At 69.2% G+C, this 16,397-nt stretch carries 17 protein-coding genes and 1 riboswitch; of the genes, 7 read left to right on the plus strand and 10 right to left on the minus strand.

Annotation, left to right across the window (positions count from 1 at the left end):
* Positions 1 to 55 precede the first annotated feature (55 nt).
* Positions 56 to 1,234, plus strand: a complete 1,179-nt coding sequence (locus E0H75_RS30240; protein WP_202873239.1) for an AI-2E family transporter — start codon at positions 56 to 58, stop codon at positions 1,232 to 1,234.
* Here the strand turns inward: E0H75_RS30240 and E0H75_RS30245 are convergent.
* Entirely contained in the window at positions 1,231 to 2,199 is a 969-nt protein-coding gene (locus E0H75_RS30245; protein ID WP_131517072.1) for an LLM class flavin-dependent oxidoreductase, read from the minus strand. The two genes, E0H75_RS30240 and E0H75_RS30245, sit on opposite strands and share 4 nt — an antisense overlap.
* A gap of 97 nt (positions 2,200 to 2,296) precedes the next feature.
* Between E0H75_RS30245 and E0H75_RS30250 the strand changes: the two genes are divergently transcribed.
* The 3 genes from E0H75_RS30250 (at position 2,297) to E0H75_RS30260 (ending at position 5,673) form a co-directional block, all read left to right on the plus strand.
* Positions 2,297 to 3,412 carry a mandelate racemase/muconate lactonizing enzyme family protein gene (locus E0H75_RS30250; protein ID WP_202873240.1) on the plus strand — a complete coding sequence of 372 codons (1,116 nt, stop codon included), beginning with the start codon at positions 2,297 to 2,299 and terminating at the stop codon, positions 3,410 to 3,412.
* Positions 3,413 to 3,420: 8 nt separating this feature from the next.
* Positions 3,421 to 4,383 (plus strand): dihydrodipicolinate synthase family protein, encoded by a 963-nt coding sequence (locus E0H75_RS30255; protein WP_131517073.1) that lies wholly within the window; start codon positions 3,421 to 3,423, stop codon positions 4,381 to 4,383.
* 66 nt (positions 4,384 to 4,449) lie between these two features.
* The gene (locus E0H75_RS30260) at positions 4,450 to 5,673 is read left to right on the plus strand and encodes a response regulator (protein ID WP_131517074.1); all 1,224 of its coding nucleotides are present in this window, start codon (positions 4,450 to 4,452) and stop codon (positions 5,671 to 5,673) included.
* Positions 5,674 to 5,969: 296 nt separating this feature from the next.
* On the opposite strand, the gene E0H75_RS30265 is transcribed toward E0H75_RS30260, so the two are convergent.
* The 6 genes from E0H75_RS30265 to E0H75_RS30290 all read right to left on the minus strand — a co-directional run bounded on the left by E0H75_RS30265 (position 5,970) and on the right by E0H75_RS30290 (position 11,366).
* The gene (locus E0H75_RS30265; protein ID WP_131517075.1) at positions 5,970 to 6,986 is read right to left on the minus strand and encodes a zinc-dependent alcohol dehydrogenase family protein; all 1,017 of its coding nucleotides are present in this window, start codon (positions 6,984 to 6,986) and stop codon (positions 5,970 to 5,972) included.
* Positions 6,987 to 6,999: 13 nt separating this feature from the next.
* Entirely contained in the window at positions 7,000 to 7,380 is a 381-nt protein-coding gene (locus E0H75_RS30270) for a VOC family protein (RefSeq protein ID WP_131517076.1), read from the minus strand.
* A 50-nt stretch (positions 7,381 to 7,430) separates the two neighbouring features.
* The gene (locus E0H75_RS30275; RefSeq protein ID WP_131517077.1) at positions 7,431 to 7,706 is read right to left on the minus strand and encodes a ubiquitin-like small modifier protein 1; all 276 of its coding nucleotides are present in this window, start codon (positions 7,704 to 7,706) and stop codon (positions 7,431 to 7,433) included.
* Positions 7,703 to 8,965 carry a threonine synthase gene (gene thrC / locus E0H75_RS30280; RefSeq protein ID WP_131517078.1) on the minus strand — a complete coding sequence of 421 codons (1,263 nt, stop codon included), beginning with the start codon at positions 8,963 to 8,965 and terminating at the stop codon, positions 7,703 to 7,705. The genes E0H75_RS30275 and thrC overlap by 4 nt, the downstream gene beginning before the upstream one ends.
* A 13-nt stretch (positions 8,966 to 8,978) precedes the next feature.
* Positions 8,979 to 9,120, minus strand: a riboswitch (SAM riboswitch).
* Between the two features lie 65 nt (positions 9,121 to 9,185).
* On the minus strand, positions 9,186 to 10,427 hold the full coding sequence (locus E0H75_RS30285; protein ID WP_131517079.1) for a cation:proton antiporter: 1,242 nt from the start codon (positions 10,425 to 10,427) through the stop codon (positions 9,186 to 9,188).
* A gap of 27 nt (positions 10,428 to 10,454) precedes the next feature.
* Complete coding sequence (locus E0H75_RS30290) at positions 10,455 to 11,366, minus strand: DNA-3-methyladenine glycosylase family protein (protein WP_238163352.1); 912 nt, start codon at positions 11,364 to 11,366, stop codon at positions 10,455 to 10,457.
* A 261-nt stretch (positions 11,367 to 11,627) separates the two neighbouring features.
* Here E0H75_RS30290 and E0H75_RS30295 point away from each other — a divergent pair, with 261 nt between their 5' ends.
* Entirely contained in the window at positions 11,628 to 12,095 is a 468-nt protein-coding gene (locus E0H75_RS30295; protein WP_131517081.1) for a hypothetical protein, read from the plus strand.
* On the opposite strand, the gene otsB is transcribed toward E0H75_RS30295, so the two are convergent.
* From otsB to E0H75_RS30310, 3 genes are read right to left on the minus strand one after another with little or no spacing between them, the layout of a single operon-like run.
* The gene (gene otsB / locus E0H75_RS30300; RefSeq protein ID WP_131517082.1) at positions 12,061 to 12,894 is read right to left on the minus strand and encodes a trehalose-phosphatase; all 834 of its coding nucleotides are present in this window, start codon (positions 12,892 to 12,894) and stop codon (positions 12,061 to 12,063) included. The two genes, E0H75_RS30295 and otsB, sit on opposite strands and share 35 nt — an antisense overlap.
* On the minus strand, positions 12,891 to 13,502 hold the full coding sequence (locus E0H75_RS30305) for a LytR C-terminal domain-containing protein (protein WP_131517083.1): 612 nt from the start codon (positions 13,500 to 13,502) through the stop codon (positions 12,891 to 12,893). The genes otsB and E0H75_RS30305 overlap by 4 nt, the downstream gene beginning before the upstream one ends.
* 2 nt (positions 13,503 to 13,504) lie before the next feature.
* The gene (locus tag E0H75_RS30310; protein WP_131352967.1) at positions 13,505 to 13,813 is read right to left on the minus strand and encodes a DUF3263 domain-containing protein; all 309 of its coding nucleotides are present in this window, start codon (positions 13,811 to 13,813) and stop codon (positions 13,505 to 13,507) included.
* A gap of 181 nt (positions 13,814 to 13,994) precedes the next feature.
* Here E0H75_RS30310 and E0H75_RS30315 point away from each other — a divergent pair, with 181 nt between their 5' ends.
* A complete protein-coding gene (locus E0H75_RS30315; RefSeq protein ID WP_238163353.1) occupies positions 13,995 to 15,398 on the plus strand; it encodes an amidase in 1,404 nt (467 codons plus the stop codon).
* Entirely contained in the window at positions 15,389 to 16,390 is a 1,002-nt protein-coding gene (locus E0H75_RS30320; protein ID WP_131517085.1) for a Gfo/Idh/MocA family protein, read from the plus strand. The genes E0H75_RS30315 and E0H75_RS30320 overlap by 10 nt, the downstream gene beginning before the upstream one ends.
* Positions 16,391 to 16,397 lie beyond the last annotated feature (7 nt).

The raw sequence follows: 16,397 nt of genomic DNA on the forward strand, positions 1-16,397 counted from the left end.
GGGGGATGCGAGCGATGTTCGAGGTCCGAACCCAGCCCGGGAGGGAGGCTTCGACGTGCCGGAATCCCCCGCCACGTCCGCGGACGACCCGCTACCCGCTCCAGCGGCCGCCGCACCGAAGGACCTGCTCCCGCGGGGGGTCGTCGTACTGCTCGGGATGGCCGGCGCGGTCATCACGGCCGCCGGGCTGCGCGGCTTCTCCGACATCGCCGGCCCGGTCTTTCTCGCGCTGGTCCTGACCGTCGCCATGAGTCCGCTGCGCCGCTTCCTGATCCGGCACGGCACCCGGAGATGGCTGGCCGGGCTGGTCTCGCTCGTGGCGGTGAACGCCCTTCTGCTGGGGCTGGCGGCGGCGCTGGCCTTTTCCATCGCCCGGCTGGCGACATTGTTGCCCAAGTACCAGGACACGTTCGCCGGCCTTGTCGACGATGTGCGGGGCTGGCTGGCCGACCGCGGGATCGGCGATCAGGAGATCCAGACCGCGCTCCAGGCGTTCGACTTCGGCACGCTCCTCAACCTCCTGGAGAGCTGGCTGACCAGCCTGCTCGGGGTCTTCTCCGACCTCGGCCTGATCGTGGTGCTGCTGTTCTTCATGGGCATCGACGCCATCCGGTTCACCGACCGGATGACCGAGACAAGGCGGGTCCGGCCCGGGCTGGCCGGCGCCCTGATCGGCTTCGCCCGCGATACGACGCGCTACCTGATCGTCTCGAGCGTGTTCGGACTGATCGTGGCGCTGGTGGACGTCGGAGTGCTGTACCTGCTCGACATCCCGCTGCCGTGGTTGTGGGGGCTGCTCGCGTTCATCACCAACTACATCCCGAACATCGGATTCTTCATCGGGCTCGTCCCGCCGGCCCTGCTCGGCCTGCTCGACAGCGGGTGGGAGACGATGATCTGGGTGATCGTCGCCTACAGCGTGATCAACTTCATCCTCCAGTCGATCATCCAGCCGAAGGTCGTCGGTGATGCGGTCGGGCTGTCCACCACGCTGACCTTCCTGTCCCTGATCTTCTGGGCCTGGGTCCTCGGCCCGCTGGGCGCCATCCTCGCCATCCCGCTGTCGCTGCTGATGAGGGCGCTGCTGGTGGACGCGGACCCCTCGACCGCCTGGCTCAGCGGGCTCATCTCCGGCAACGACCCGCAGGACGAGGAGGAGACGGTCGAGCCCGCCGCGGCGGAGCCGCCGGACGCCGAGGCGTCCGACTCCAAGACGTCGGAGGCCGAGGTTTAGTTGCTGAGCTCCCCGAACGCCTCGATCGAGCGGAGTACGTCGGCCTGCGGCATCCCCGGCGGCTGGATCCGCAGGATGATGCCGTCGGCCCCCATCTCCTCGTAGTGCGCCAGTCGCTCGGCGCACTCGGCCGGGGACCCGATCAGGCTGCGTGCGGCGATGTCGTCCCAGCCCTGCGTGTAGCGGCTCGCGTCCGTCGAGGTGCGCTTCCAGCCGGTGTAGGCGTCGTACAGGTCGCGCAGCGGCTCCTCCAGCGTCTGCCGGGCGTCCTGCGAGGTCGGGGCGCAGAAGCCCTCCCGGCAGAGGATCACCTCGGCCCCGAGCGTGCCCTCGCCGCGCGGGTACGACAGGTACTCGGCGATCTTGTCCGGCAGGTCGGAGTCCAGTTCGTTGAACGACGTGGTCCAGCCGTCGCACATCCGTGCGGTCCGCTCCAGTACGGCGGACACCCGGCCGCCGTTCCACAGCCGCGGTCGCGGGCTCTGCAGCGGGCGCGGTGAGAGATACGCCTCACGGATGCTGGTGAACTTGCCGTCGTAGGAGACCTCGTCCTCGGTCCACAACCGGGTGACGATCTCCAGGCACTCCTCGAACCGCGCGACCCGCTCCGGCTGCGTCACGCCGTACAGGGCGAACTCCTCCGGCCGGTAGCCGAGCACGAAGCCGGCGGTGACGCGGCCGCCGGACAGTACGTCGAGGTGCGCGAGCGTCTCGGCCAGGACGACGGGGTGGTAGAGCGGGGCAACGATCCCCGCGGTGGCGATCCCGATCCGCTCGGTCTTCGCCGCCAGCCAGGTCAGCGAGGTGAGGATCTCGTGGTACCCGGGCCGGTGCAGGTGCCGTTCCCCGAGCACGATCCACTCGAACCCGGCCTGTTCGGCCAGCCGCGCCTGCTCCACCGCGTCCGCCAGCAGGGGCCGCTCGCCGGGGGTGCCGTAGAGGTTCAGATAGAGACCCAGCCGCATCGGGGGTGCCACCTTCCGTTGACAGAGAGCGCTCGCGGTATTTACGGTCTTGACCGTAAATGCTTTCGCGTCAGATTGCGACCCTTAGGAGCCGGAATTGAGTGTTGCATCGCATCCGGTCGGGTTGCCCGCCGGGACCGGCTCGGGGCCGATCAGCGCCATCAAGACCCGAGTGGTGAGCGCGCGGTACCGCCGGCCGTTCCGGATCAGCAGCGGGACCAGCACCGAACTGGTCAGCCTGGTCGTCGAGGTGCACACCTCCGACGGTGCCATCGGCATCGGCGAGACCTCCCCGATGACGGCGTACACCGGGGAGACGCTGGCCGGGGTCACCGCCGCGATCGAGGAACATCTCGCCCCGGCCCTGATCGGCCACGACCCGCTCGACCGGGCCGGGGCGCATGTGGTGATGGACACAGTCCTCCGCGGCCAGCAGGTGGCCAAGTCCGGCCTCGACATCGCGCTGTTCGACCTGGCAGGCCGGATCAGCGGGTGGCCGGTGCACACACTGCTCGGTGGCAGCGTCCGCGACCGTGTGCAGACGACCTGGGTGGTCGGGCTGGGCACGCTCGACGAGATGGCGGCCGAGGCCGCGGAGTACTCCGCCAAGGGCTTCAGCCACCTGAAGGTCAAGGGCGGCCACGTGCCGGCCGACGACCTGGAACTCATCCGCGCGGTCCGCTCTGTCATCCCCGCCGACGCCGAGCTGTGTCTCGATGCCAACGAGGGGTACGACGCGACCGCGCTGCCGTACCTGGCGAAGATGGCGGACGCCGGTCTGACGCTGCTGGAGCAGCCTCTGCCGCGCTGGGACCTGGCCGGCCTGGTCCGGCTGCGGGAGCGCCTCGACGTACGGCTGATGGTCGACGAGAGCATGCACTCGCTGCACGACGCTCTCGAGATCGCCCGTCGCGGTGCGGCGGACGTACTGAACATCAAGATCCTCAAGGTCGGCGGACTGCACCGCGCCCTGCAGATCGCGAACGTGGCCGAGGCCGCCGGGCTGGCGGTGAAGGTAGGCTCCATGCCGGAGCTGGGCGTGGCCACACTGGCCGCGGTTCACCTGGCCGCCGCCGTACCGGGTGCCACTGTCGCGGCCGATCTGGTCGGTCCACTGATGGTGCACGAGGATCCACTCGCTCCGACCGTCTTCGCCGACTGTGACGGCTGGATCGACGTACCCAAGCGACCAGGCCTCGGCCACGACGTCTGAGAGGTCCCATGCACGCACTCGTCGCACGACTCCGCGGCACGCTGCTTCCCGCGGTCGTCACTCCGATGTCCACCGAGGGTGTCGTCGCGTACGACGTACTGGGGTCGTACGCCGGTGCTCTCGCTGCTCAGTCCATCGGTGGCCTGGCCGTCTGGGCTCACACCGGGCGAGGGCTCTACCTGACGGCGGCTGACCGGTCCAAGGTGCTGGAGACGTGGCGGCAGGCGACGGACCTCCCGATCGTCGCGGGGGTCGGCGTACCGCGGTCTGAATCGGCTCAGAGCCTGCAGGAGGCTTCTGACGCGACTGTGGCGGTGGCACAGCAGGCGGCCGCGGGTGGAGCCGATGCGGTGATGGTCTACCCGCTGGCTGCTCTCGGAGACCTGCCGGACGGGCATGCGCAGGCGGTGGCACTGCACGAGCGCGTGGCGGCCGAGAGTGGGCTGCCGCTGGTCGGCTTCTACCTGCACGGGGAGGCGGGCGGATACCCGTACTCGCCTGAGCTGATCCGCGACCTGCTGAGCCTTGACTCCATGCTCGGGGTCAAGACGGCGACTCTGGACCGCGCCATCGGCTGCCAGGACGCCATCTGGGCCGGACGCGGCACTGGGAAGCTCCTGATCACGGGCGAGGACCGGATGTACGGCCCGTCGTTCATGTGGGGCGCTGACACGGCTCTGGTCGGGATCGCCGCGGCTCAGGTCGAGCTGTCGGCCGCCGTACTGCGGACTTGGACGTCAGGCGACCACAGCGGCTTCCTGACGGCCTCAGACCGGCTGGACCGCTTCGCTGCGGCGACCTTCTACGCACCTATCGAGGGTTACGTGCAGCGGATGCTCTGGGCGGCGGTGTGGGAGGGCCTGATCCCTGAGGAGGCATCCCACGACCCGTACGGTCCGGACCTGCCGGCCGGTGAGCGCGACCTGGTGATCCGCTGCCTCGAGGAACTCAGCCACTATCCTGCGATTTAAGGGCCAGACCAGAAGTCTTCGAAGGAGTGCCGTGCAGATGAGCTCAGCCCCTGGCGCGGTGGCCTGATGGCCCTCACCGTCGGCGTCGTCGGCCCCGAGGACCTGGTCCAGCGCGTCATCGCCGTCGGTCCGCCGAGCGGCGCGAATCTGCTCCCGCTGCCCTACCGGCACGAGACCGAAGCGGTCGAACTGGTCGAGCAGGCACACGAGAAAGTCGACGCGCTGCTGTTCACCGGCGTCGTGCCGTACACGATCGCCACCGAGGCCGGCGTGATCGACCGGCCCGCGATGTACGTCTCGTACGACGGCGCCACCCTGCTGCGGGCGCTGGTCGAACTGCTCCGGCTCGGGCACAACGTCACCCAGTTCTCCATCGACACCCTGCGCCGCAGCGAGGTGATGGAGACGCTGATCGAGGCCAAGCTGCCGACCGATCAGATCCAGGTGCTGCCATACCGGCCCGGCCTCACCTCTGACGACATCGTCGAGTTCCACCGGACCGCGCGGGACAAGCACGACACCAAGGTCGCGATCAGCTGCCTCGGCTCTGCCTTCCACCTGCTCGAGAACGAGATGCCCTCGGTCCGGCTCGCGCCCTCGCGCTACTCGATCCGGTCGACACTGCAAGCCTTGGTGCTGACGACGACCGGCCAGCACGTCGGCGACGCGCAGGTCGCGCTCGGCGTCATCGACCTCCCCGAACCGGACGACGCCCTGGCCGCGGACCTGATCACACTCGGCGGCAGCCTGGCCGCGCTCCCCGACGGCCGGCACCTCGTCGTCACCACCCGCGGCCTGCTCGAGCAGGCGACCGAACAGTTCTCCCGGATGCCCCTCCTCGACCACCTCGCCGCAAGGCACAGCACGGCGTACGTCGGCTTCGGCGTCGGACGTACCGCGGCCGAAGCCGAAGCACTCGCCCGTCGCGCGGTCAGCCGGGCCGGCTCTATCGGCACGGTCGCCGGAGTGGTGTCGATGTCCGACGACGTGGAGATCGTGATCCAGCCGTCCGGCGACCACCCAGCCGCCGCCCGCGGCACCGAAAGCCTCCCGCTCCTGGCGCGACGCGTCGGCCTCAACACGCAAACCCTGGCCCGGATGCGCGAACTCACCGCCGCCCTCCCCGACGGCCTCACCACCCAAGACGTCGCCGACCACCTCGCCGTCCAACTCCGCACCGCCCGCCGAGTCCTCAAACGCCTGGAACGAGCCGGCCTGGCCGACCCCATAGGCAGCCAGCAACACGGCCGAACCGGCCGCCCACCCACCGTCTACCTGATCCGCCTGTAGAACAGCTGGGGTCTGCCCCGCCGCGTTGTGCCGGGCTCTCGCCCGGGCTGCACGGGCTGCCGCCCGGGGCGATCCGCGGGTCGGCGAGCGGTCGTCCGCGAGACGACTGGGCTCGTGGCAAGACAACCGGGCGGACCCGTAAGGCAAGGGTGAGCCCGGGACCTGGCCGGCCGCGGTGTGTGCAGGCTGCTGCTCTGGCCCTCCCGCATTGATGGGCTGACCCAACAGACGGCGGGTTTGCCCACCGGGTTCCGCTGGGCCAACCCACACACCCGTGGGTCAGCCAGGCAGAGGGGTCAGGGCTTGATGATGGTGACGCCGGCGGGGGTGCCGTTGGAGAGGGCTGCCAGGGCGGCGGGGGTTTGTTCCAGGGTGATGGTGCGGGTGATCAGGTCGGCAGGCTTGAGGTTGCCGGTGGCAACTAAGTTGAGCATCTCGGGGTAGGCGTGGGCGGGCATGCCGTGGCTGCCGAACCATTGGAGTTCCTGGCCGATGAGGCGGCCTACGTCCAGTTGCAGCCCCGACGGAAGGAGGCCGACCTGGAGGTGGCGGCCGCGCGGCTTCAATGCGAGCAGGGCCTGCTGGACGATGTCGTTGGAGCCGAGAGCGTCCATGGTCACGTGTGCGCCACCGAGATCCTGGATCTCCTCGACGGTGGTCGACGAGGCTTGCAGGGTGTCGGATGCGCCGTACTCGCGGGCGAGCTTCAACGCGTCGGGATTGGTGTCAACGGCGATCACCCGCGCACCGAGGGCCGCCGCGATCATGACGGCCGACAGCCCGACGCCTCCGCAACCGAAGATCACCACGTTCTCCCCGGCGACAACCTTGCCGACCTGGTGGATCGCGCGGAAGGACGTGGCGAAGCGGCAGCCCAGGCCAGCGGCGGTCGCGAAGCCCAGGTCGTCCGGCAGCCTGACGAGATTCACCTCGGCGTACGGCACCGCGACGTACTCCGCGAACGAGCCCCAGTAGTTGAACCCAGGCTGCAGCTGATTCGGACAGACCTGCTGGTTCCCGTCGCGGCACTGCTCACAAGCGCCACACGCACAGATGAAGGGCGTCGTCACCCGCTCCCCGACCTGCCAGCCCTGAACGCCGGCCCCGATCGCAGCGATCGTCCCGGCGAGCTCATGACCCGGCACATGCGGCAGCACGATGTCCGAGTCGTGTCCCATCCAGCCGTGCCAGTCGCTCCGGCACAACCCGGTCGCCTCGACCTTCAGAACGACCGAGCCATCCGCCGGCTCAGGCCGCGGAACCTCTTGTACGACGGGCAGTACGCCGTACTCCTCGACAACGACAGCGCGCATGGCGGCATCGTAGTCAGCCCACGCAGAACTCGTTGCCTTCGGGATCGAGCATCACGATGTGGCCGAGTTCGGGGCCGTAGAAGTCCTCGCGGACCTGGGTCGCGCCGAGGTCCACCAGCGCGGCGGCCTTCGTGCGCATGCGCTCCGCGGAGGCGGCGTCGCGCTCACCGGGGCCCGCGACGCGGATGTCGATGTGCAGCCGGTTCTTCGAGGTCTTGGGCTCGGGCACCCGGAGGAACCCGATCGCCGGTCCCACGTCATCGGGATCGACGATCGAGGCTCCGTCCGGGTCGTCGTACCCGGGCTCGAGAATGTAGCCGAGCGCAGCCGCCCAGAACTCTGCCAGTCGCTGCGGATCGGCCGCATCCGCGCCAATGGTCCAGTGAGTCGCCATGTAGGCGACGCTAGCGCCTGTTCCGGACAGTTCACGCCCGGAACATCAACTCAGCCGCCGGCGACCGCGGGGATGATCGAGACCTGACCGCCGTCCTTGATCGAGGTCTGCAGGCCGTCGGCGAACCGTACGTCGTCATCGTCGACGTACACGTTCACGAACCGGCGCAGCTCACCCGACTCGTCCAGCACCCGGCCCTTGATCCCGGGGTAGGAGCTGTCCAGCGAGTCGAGCACCTCGACCAGCGTCCCGCCCTCGGCGGACACCTCGGACGCGCCCTGGGTGTAGGGCCGCAGGATGGTCGGGACCCGTACGCTCACGCTCACTGCAGGCCTGCCTTCACGAAGGCGTCGTACGACGCGGGGATGGTCACCTTGGGGCCGACCCGGTCGGCCACGGCGTCGAGCGTCTTCAGCCCGTCGCCGGAGTTGATGATCACCGTCTCGGCTTCGGGGTCGAGCTGGCCGGTCTCGATCAGTTTCTTCAGCGTCGCGACCGTCACCCCGCCCGCGGTCTCGGTGAAGATGCCCTCGGTCCGGGCCAGCAACTGGATGCCCTCGACGACTTCCTCGTCGCTGACGTCCGCGATCGCGCCGCCGGTACGGCGGGCGACGTCCAGCACGTACGGACCGTCGGCCGGGTTGCCGATCGCCAGCGACTTCGCGATCGTCGACGGCTTCACCGGCTTGACCACGTCGTGGCCGTCGCGGAACGCCTGCGCGACGGGCGAGCAGCCGGTCGCCTGCGCGCCGTACACCTTGTAGTCGGTCGCGTCGACCAGGCCGAGCTTGCCGAGTTCGGTGAAGCCCTTGTCGATCTTGGTCAGCTGCGAGCCGGACGCGACCGGGATGACGATCTGCTGCGGCAGCCGCCAGCCGAGCTGCTCGGCGATCTCGAAGGCCAGCGTCTTGGAACCCTCGGAGTAGTACGGGCGGACGTTGACGTTGACGAACGCCCAGCCCTCCTCCTCGCCGGCGATCTCCGAGGCCAACTTGTTCACGTCGTCGTAGTTGCCCTCGACGGCGACCAGGGTGCCGCCGTACACGGCGGTGGTGATCACCTTCGGGCGCTCGAGGTCGTGCGGGATGAACACGACCGAGCGGATGCCGGCCCGGGCGGCGGCCGCGGCGACGGCGTTGGCCAGGTTGCCGGTGGAGGGGCAGGCGAAGACCTTCAGGCCGAGTTCGCGGGTGGCGCTCAGGGCGGAGGCGACCACGCGGTCCTTGAAGGAGTGGGTCGGGTTGCCCGAGTCGTCCTTGACCCACAGTTTGCGCAGGCCGAGTTCGCGGGCGAGGTTGCCGGCATCGATCAGCCGGGTGTAGCCCGGCTCGGTGTTCGGGAAGCTGGCCACGTCGACCGGGACGGGCAGCAGTGGCTGGTAGCGCCAGATGTTCTTGGGTCCGGCCTCGATCTGCTCGCGGGTGATGGTCGGGTAGTCGTACCCGACCTCGAGTGGACCGAAGCACTCCATACAGGCGTAGAACGGGCCGAGCGGCGACTTCGCCCCACAGGCGCGACAGCTCAGGTGCGTTCCGTTGCCGAAGGCACCTTCACGGATCGTGTGGGTGGCGGCGGTCAGGCTCATGAGTGAGGTTCCCCTCTCATCTTCCCCGGGAGCCGGATCTCGGCGCGGGACGGATTTGGCACCGGTCCGCCGCGAGGATCCCGGGAGTGGGGCCTCAACGGGGAGGGTTGCCGGGACGTCAACGGGCCGTTTCCCTCAGTCCCTCTGGATGAGCTCCCCCGAGATTACCCAATCGGGTCCATATTGTGTCTTCACTTCCCACCATTCGAGACGACCGATCTCAGTCCCGTACGGCCTGGCTCCGCTGTTCCAGGAACCGCATCACCGGCGTGGCGGCGATGCCGTGCAGTACGACGCTCAGGACCACCGTGAACCCGAGCGTCGCCCACAACCACGGCAGATCGGAGCGGAAGTGCGCGCCGACCGCTGCCAGGTAGTACACCGACGACACCCCTCGGACCCCGAAGGCGGCAGTCGCCCAGCGCTCCGACCGGTCCAGTTCCGTCCGCGCGAGTGACAGCCAGGCAACCAGTGGGCGCACCACCAGCACCAGCAGTACGCCGATCGCCACTCCGGCCGGGGTGAGCGGCCTGAGTAGACCGCAGGTGATCGCGACACCCAGGAGCAGCAGCACTCCCCAGGTCAGGATGTGTTCGAGCTCACCGATGAAGTCGTGCAACTCCTCGTGGAAGTCGTGACGACGCTCGGCCGACCGGAGCGTGAGCGCCGCGACGAACACCGCGATGAAGCCGTAGCCGTGCAGGACCTCAGTGAGTCCGTAGACGCCAAGGGTCATGGCCAGCGCCAGCACCGGCTCGCGAGAGTCCGCCAGCCGGAAGCTCCGCGCCGGGGCCGAGAAGGTCATCCTCCCCAGCAACCAACCCGCCCCGAAGCCGACGGCGACTCCGATGACCGACTTGCCGACCAGGTCCCAAGCCAGCCACTCGACCGGCGAGAAGCTTTTGGTGGCGATGAACACGGCGAGGTAGACGAGTGGAGCGGCCAGGCCGTCGTTCAGGCCAGCCTCGGAGGTCAGCGCGAACCGTACTTCGTCGTCCTCGTCGAGCTCGGCATCCTCCCCGGTGGTCGGCCCGCCGACCTGGACGTCGGAGGCCAGCACCGGATCGGTGGGCGCCAGTACGGCGGCGATGAGCAGCGCCGTCGCCGGCGCGAGGCCGAGCAGCCAGCCGACTCCGGTCAGTGCCGCGACCCCTGCGGGCATCGCAACGAACAGCAGTCGCCAGGTGACTCTCCACTGCAGCAAGCTGATCGGGCGGTCGATGGCAAGGCCGACGCCCATCAGGGCGACGATCACCGTCAGTTCGGCCAGGTGTTCGGTGATCTCCGGTTCGGCGAGCGGGCTGAGCTCCCGGTCGCCGACCGCCAGGCCGAGCAGCAGGCCGGCGCCGAGGAACGCGATCGGCGCGGAGACGGCGTACCGGCGGAGGAGGCGCGGGAGCACTGCGCCGAGCAGCAGGGCGAGCCCCGCCACCAGGTAGAGGCCGTCCCCGTCGATCGTCATGGTGGCACTCCAGTGCCCCGGCGACGGCTACCTCAAGCGATGGGTTGCTCCCGGGGTATGGGTGGGCAGTGACTGGCGTGGGCCGTGGCGGGGGTGGCGGATGCCGGCCAGCTCGAGCAGGCGCTGGACCCGGAACCGGTGGCCTCGGTACGGCTCGATCAGTTCGGCGCACCCTTCGTCGTCGAGTTCCTCGCCGATCAGCGCGTAGGACACGTCGCGGGACACGTGGTAGTCCGCGAACGAGAACGCGTCGGCGTCACCATGCGCCCGCTGCCGCACCTCGGCCGCGGTCCACACCCCGACGCCCGGCAGCGACCGCAGCCGCCGCTCGATCTCCTCCGAATCGGTCAGCTCGAGCGTCCGCTCCAGCGCCTTCGCCCGCGTCGCAGCCGTCAGCACAACCCGCGAACGCCGACCTTCGACCCCGGCCCGCAGCCACTGCCACGACGGGATCTGCCGCCACTCCTCCGGCGACGGCGGGACGATCAGCACGCGCCCATCCCGGGTGCTCGGACCCGGTGCGGGCTCGCCGTACTCACGCAGTAGCAGCCGCCACGCCCGGAACGCCTCTTTGCCGGTGACGACCTGCTCGATCCCCGCGGCCGCCATCGCTTCGAACACCGCCCGCGTCCGCGGCACCCGCACATGCGGGAAGCGCCGCGCCGCATCCACCAGCGCCTGATGCTCCGGCAGCGGCTCGAACCCGTCCCAACTGTCCGCCTCGCCGAGCAACTCCGGCACCCCGTCAAGCACCCAGGCCGCTCCCGGACCCCAGGCCTCCGCCTCGACTTCCCCGGCGTACGGCGCCAGTCGCAGCAGCACCGGCCCGTCCGGCGTCCGGGTCGCCCGCCAGACCGTACGACGGCCACTCTCGAAGTAGTACGCAGGGTCGCCAGGCCCCTTCCGCAACCCTCCGATCACCGAATGCGGATCAACCATCCGCCCAGCCCGCCAAACCCGCACCACCGAACTCACCCGCCAAGTCTTACTCACCCCACGGACATCCCGGCGACGGCATGCAGCTCGACAGGAGGTATCAGGCCGCTCGTAGTGCACCTGAGCGCAGGTCGCGTCCTGTGTACGGCGTCTCGCAGGTGCACCACCTGTCGAGCTGCACACCGCCCCACACCGTTGGCCTGGCAGGGGTTCCTGGTGTCCTAATGATTGAGACATCAGGACATCGGCTCGATACTGAGCCCCATGGGTGGGTGGCAGTGGGTGAAGGTGGTGGGGAACTTCCTGAATCTGTCGACTGTGGCGGGGTTGCTGGTCGGGGTGATCGGGCGGGCTCGGGTCAGTCGGGGGCCGCGGGGGTTGTTCTTCGCCAACGGGTACAGGATCAAGTTCCCATTGGCGGGCGCGTTCACGATCGGGAACGTGGTGCTGAGCAAGCACGAGCGGTCGTACTTCGACGACGAGGCGCTGGTGCGGCACGAGGAGCGGCACTCGTGGCAGTACTTCTGGCTGCTCGGGTTCCTGATGCTTCCGCTGTACGTCGTCGGCGTGATCGTCTCGTTCCTGCTCACCGGCGACCCGGCGTCACGCAACCCGTTCGAGCGGCTCGCCGGCCTGAAGGACGGCGGGTACGTCGAGCGGCCGATCCAGCCGATCGGTCAGACCCTGACGCAGGCGTTCAGCGGGCTGCGATCGCGTCCGAAAGGGCCGTGAGGACCGTCACCACGCCGGTCGGGTCGTCGACCACGATGTCTGCGGCCTCGATCAGTTCGGTCGCGCCCGATGACCGCGTGGCCAGCAGCACCGCCCGCAGTCCGGCTTTGCGGTGCTCGTCGATCGCCCGGAACGCCGCCAGGTCGCCAAGGTCGTCCCCGGCGTACAGAACCGACTGAGCGGCGGTCGACTCGATCAGACCGCGCAGTGCGACACCCTTGTCGATGCCGGGAGGCCGCAGCTCGAGCACCAGGTTCCCCGGCTCCAGCCGCAGCTCCGTGGCCGCGGCCAACTCGGTCAACGGCGTACGCAGTCGCTCCAGCGCGCCGACCGGATCGGGCAGCCGGCGGGTGTGCACCGCCAGCGAGCTCTCCTTGTCCTCGACGAAGGCCTCAGACAGACCAGCCTCCTGCAGCAACCCTGGCAGCCGCGAACGAGCCACAGCGACGCCCTCAGGCACCGGCTCACTGGTCACCCGGCCAGTTGACGCATCCCACCGCTCCAGACCGTAGTGCCCGAGTACGACGAGACTCCCCAAACCAGCGTGGCCGGTGACACCCGTGAGCTCGGTCGCCACCAGGGCAGGACGACCGGTGACGATCGCGACCTGCTTGACCGACCGGGCCAGCCGGGCCAGCGCGTCCAGCGCGCCGTCGACCGGACGAGCCCGCGCCGGGTCCTCGACCAGGGGCGACAGCACCCCGTCGAAGTCCGATGAGATGACGGCTCCGGCCGGGTCAGCGACGATCGCCTCCCAGCCCTCCTGACCTGCGTCCGTCTGGATGACCGGAGTACTCATCCGGTGTAGTCCGAGGTGAGGATCACGGTGAGGCGGTCCTTCTTCATGTTGTCCAGCGCGCCCTTGGTCCGGCTGATGCCGAGATCGCGGGCGAGCTGGTTGGCGGCGTCGAGCATCCCCGGCGGGTAGTACACGGTGCTCTCGGCGATCTTGCCGTGCCAGTTGTCGGCACCGGCGACGGTCCAGCCGGCCTGCCGCGCCCGGCCGGCGACCGAGTCGGCCAGGCCCTTGTGTCCAGTGTTGTTGTAGACCTCGACCGCGGGCCGCTCGGCCGGCGGGATCGCCAGCTCGGTCGCCGGTGGCGGCGCGGTCGTCGGCTCCGTGGCCGGCGGCGGCGTCGGCTCTTCGGTCGGCGCGCTGGTGGGCTCGGTAGGCGGCACCGGCGTCTCGGATTCACCAGGCTTCGGCACGCTCGCGACGATCGTCGACGGCCCGGTCGATGGCTTGGTGCTCGGCTTCGGGGTCGTCGCGGTGGCCGGCTGGTCCGCGGTGCTGTCGCCGCCGCGCGTGCCGAACAGCACCAGCAGGCCGGCGACGATCGCGACGACGGCGAGCACGGCGACGAGGGACGAGAGGACCTGGCCCCGTTCGTCCGTCGGGCGGGACATTCTCAGACCTCGATGCCCAGCCGGCGTGCGGAGCGGGCTCGCTGCCGGGCGGCGCGCAGGCGGCGCAGCCGTTTCACCAGCAGTGGATCGTGGGCGAGAGCCTCGGGCCGGTCGATCAGCGCGTTCAGGACCTGGTAGTACCGGGTGGCCGACATCTGGAACTGGTCCCGGATCGCCTGTTCCTTCGCACCGGCGTACTTCCACCAGTGCCGCTCGAAGGCGAGGATGGCGCCGTCACGCTCGGAGAGCCCGGCAACAGCCGGCGGCGCAGCCTCGGCAGGACCGGGAGAGCTGGCGTTGGCGCTGTCCATCTGTTGATGACTCCTGTGCGGTCGGTGATCGTCCGTCCGCGCTCCACTCTACGTGCTGAACAACAGCGATGTCATTCACCGGTGACCGACACGAAGCGTGTCGTTGAGCGGACAGCCAGACGTGGCCAACTCTGGCAGGATCGACGGTGTGAGCTCAACTCTCTCCGACCGGGGTGGTGGGGTGGGGAAGGAATTCCGGGCAGTGGAGCTGGTGGAAGAGCTGCAGGCCAGGAGCCGTGAGGTGGACCCGCTGGTCAACGCCATCTGCACGCCGAACACTGCCGCTCTCACCCATGCCGCCCAACTCGACACAGAGCGTGACGATGGGCATGTCCGCGGCCCGCTGCACGGCGTACCGATTCTGGTCAAGGACAACATCGACACCGCCGATCTGCCGACCACGGCCGGCTCGCTGGCGCTGGCCGATCAGCCGCCGCCACCCGAGGACGCCCCACTGGTACGCCGGCTGCGTGCGGCCGGTTGCGTCGTCCTGGGCAAGACCAACCTGAGCGAGTGGGCCAACTTCCGCGGGTCGTCGTCCTCCTCCGGCTGGAGCGCGTACGGCGGTCTCACGCGCAACCCTTACGCGCTGAACCGCTCGGCGGGCGGATCCTCGAGTGGATCCGGCGCAGCCGTGGCCGCAGGGCTCGCGGACTACGCCATCGGCACCGAGACCAACGGGTCGATCGTCTGCCCCGCCGCGCTCAACGGCATCGTCGGCCTGAAGCCCACCGTCGGCCTGGTCTCGCAGCAGGGCATCGTGCCGATCTCACACTCGCAGGACACGGCCGGTCCGATGACCAGGACCGTGCTCCAGGCCGCCGCCCTGCTGACCGTGTTGACCGGCGGTGACACCGACTACACAGAGCACTGCCGTGGTGACGATCTCAGTGACCTGCGGATCGGCGTACCGCGAGGACCGCTGTGGGGCTACTCGACCGGCCTCGACGAGGTCAGCGAGCGGGCTCTGGAGCTCCTCAGTCGCTGTGGCGCCACGCTGGTGGACCATTTGTCGCTACCGACGCCCGGTGGCGAGGAGGACCAGTTGCAGGTGCTGGCCCATGAGCTGAAGGTCGATCTGGCTGCCTACCTGTCCACCCGTGTGCCCGGCGGTCCACGCACGCTGGACGATCTGATCGCCTTCAACAAGGAGCATGCGGACGTCGAGCTCCAGTGGTTCGGTCAGGAGCTGTTCGAGCGGGCCGCTGAGACCGAGGGCCTGGGCTCCCCGATCTACGTCGCTTCCCGGCTGACCGCGCTGCGGGCCGGCCGGGACGGCATCGACAACCTGCTCCGGGACAACCAGCTCGACGCCCTGGTGTCGCCGTCGTACTCGCCGGCCTGGGCGATCGACCTGGTGAACGGCGACCACGTGCTCGGCAGCTCGTCCTCGCATGCCGCGCTGGCGGGCTATCCGCTGCTCTCGGTGCCGTCCGGAACGGTCTCCGGACTGCCGGTCGGGATCACCTTCAGCGGTACCGGCCGGAGTGACGCCACGCTCATTCGCTTGGCTCATGCGTTCGAAACGGCGAGAATCAAGGCAGACGGACCGTTTCCGACCCCGGAGTTCACACAGTGGTTGTAGATCGTGTCAGGTGGGCCGTTGTTGCTACTGGCAACATCTCCACGTCGTTCACGAGAGACCTGAAGCTACTCGCCGACGACGCCGTGGTGACCGCTGTCTCATCGCGGTCGCAGCAGAACGCGGACCGGTTCGCGGCCGAGTTCGGCATCGAGCACTCCTACGACGACTACCGCCGGCTGATCGAATCCGGCACGGTCGACGTGATCTACATCGGTACGCCGCACCCACAGCACTACGCGGTCGCCCGCGCCGCGCTGCAGGCCGGGATCGCGGTCCTGTGTGAGAAGCCGGTCACACTCACCGCCAAGCAGGCCCAGGACCTCATCGCCGTCGCCGCTGAGCACAACACGTTGTTCGCCGAGGCGATGTGGATGCGGACCAACCCGGTGATCCAGGCAATGTTCGCCGAGCTGCACAACGGCGTGATCGGCGAACCGCAGCAGGTCGTCGCGGACTTCGCGTTCCACAAGCCGTCGCTGCCCGCACGCCTGCTCGACCCGGCGCTCGGCGGCGGTTCGCTGATGGACGGCGGCATCTACCCGATGACGTTCGCCTACATGGCCCTCGGGCGACCCGCCGAAATCAAGGCAGTCGGCTCCCTCAACGACGACGGCGTCGATCTGAACGTCGCCATGGCCTGGCGGTACGACTCCGGTCCGGTGGCCGCGATCACCTGCGGCCTGCGCTCACAGAACCCCTGGACAGCCTCGGTGAGTGGCCCCGAGGGCAGCCTGCAACTCCCACACCGCTTCCACCACCCGGAGTACTACGTGCGCAGTACGGCGTCCGGAGCGGAGCGGATCGACGTACCGACGCATGGGCTTGGGTACCACTACGAAGCCGCCGCAGTGATGCAGGCGCTGCGCGACGGACTGGTTGAGGTCCCGTCGCTGCCGCATGCCGCCACGGTCGGGATCCTCGAACTCCTCGACGAGACACGGAGACAGATCGGGGTCCGTTACCCCGGTGACGACGACGACCTGAGTGGATGAACCGAAT

Source organism: Kribbella capetownensis, assembly GCF_004331485.1.
GTDB lineage: Bacteria > Actinomycetota > Actinomycetes > Propionibacteriales > Kribbellaceae > Kribbella > Kribbella capetownensis.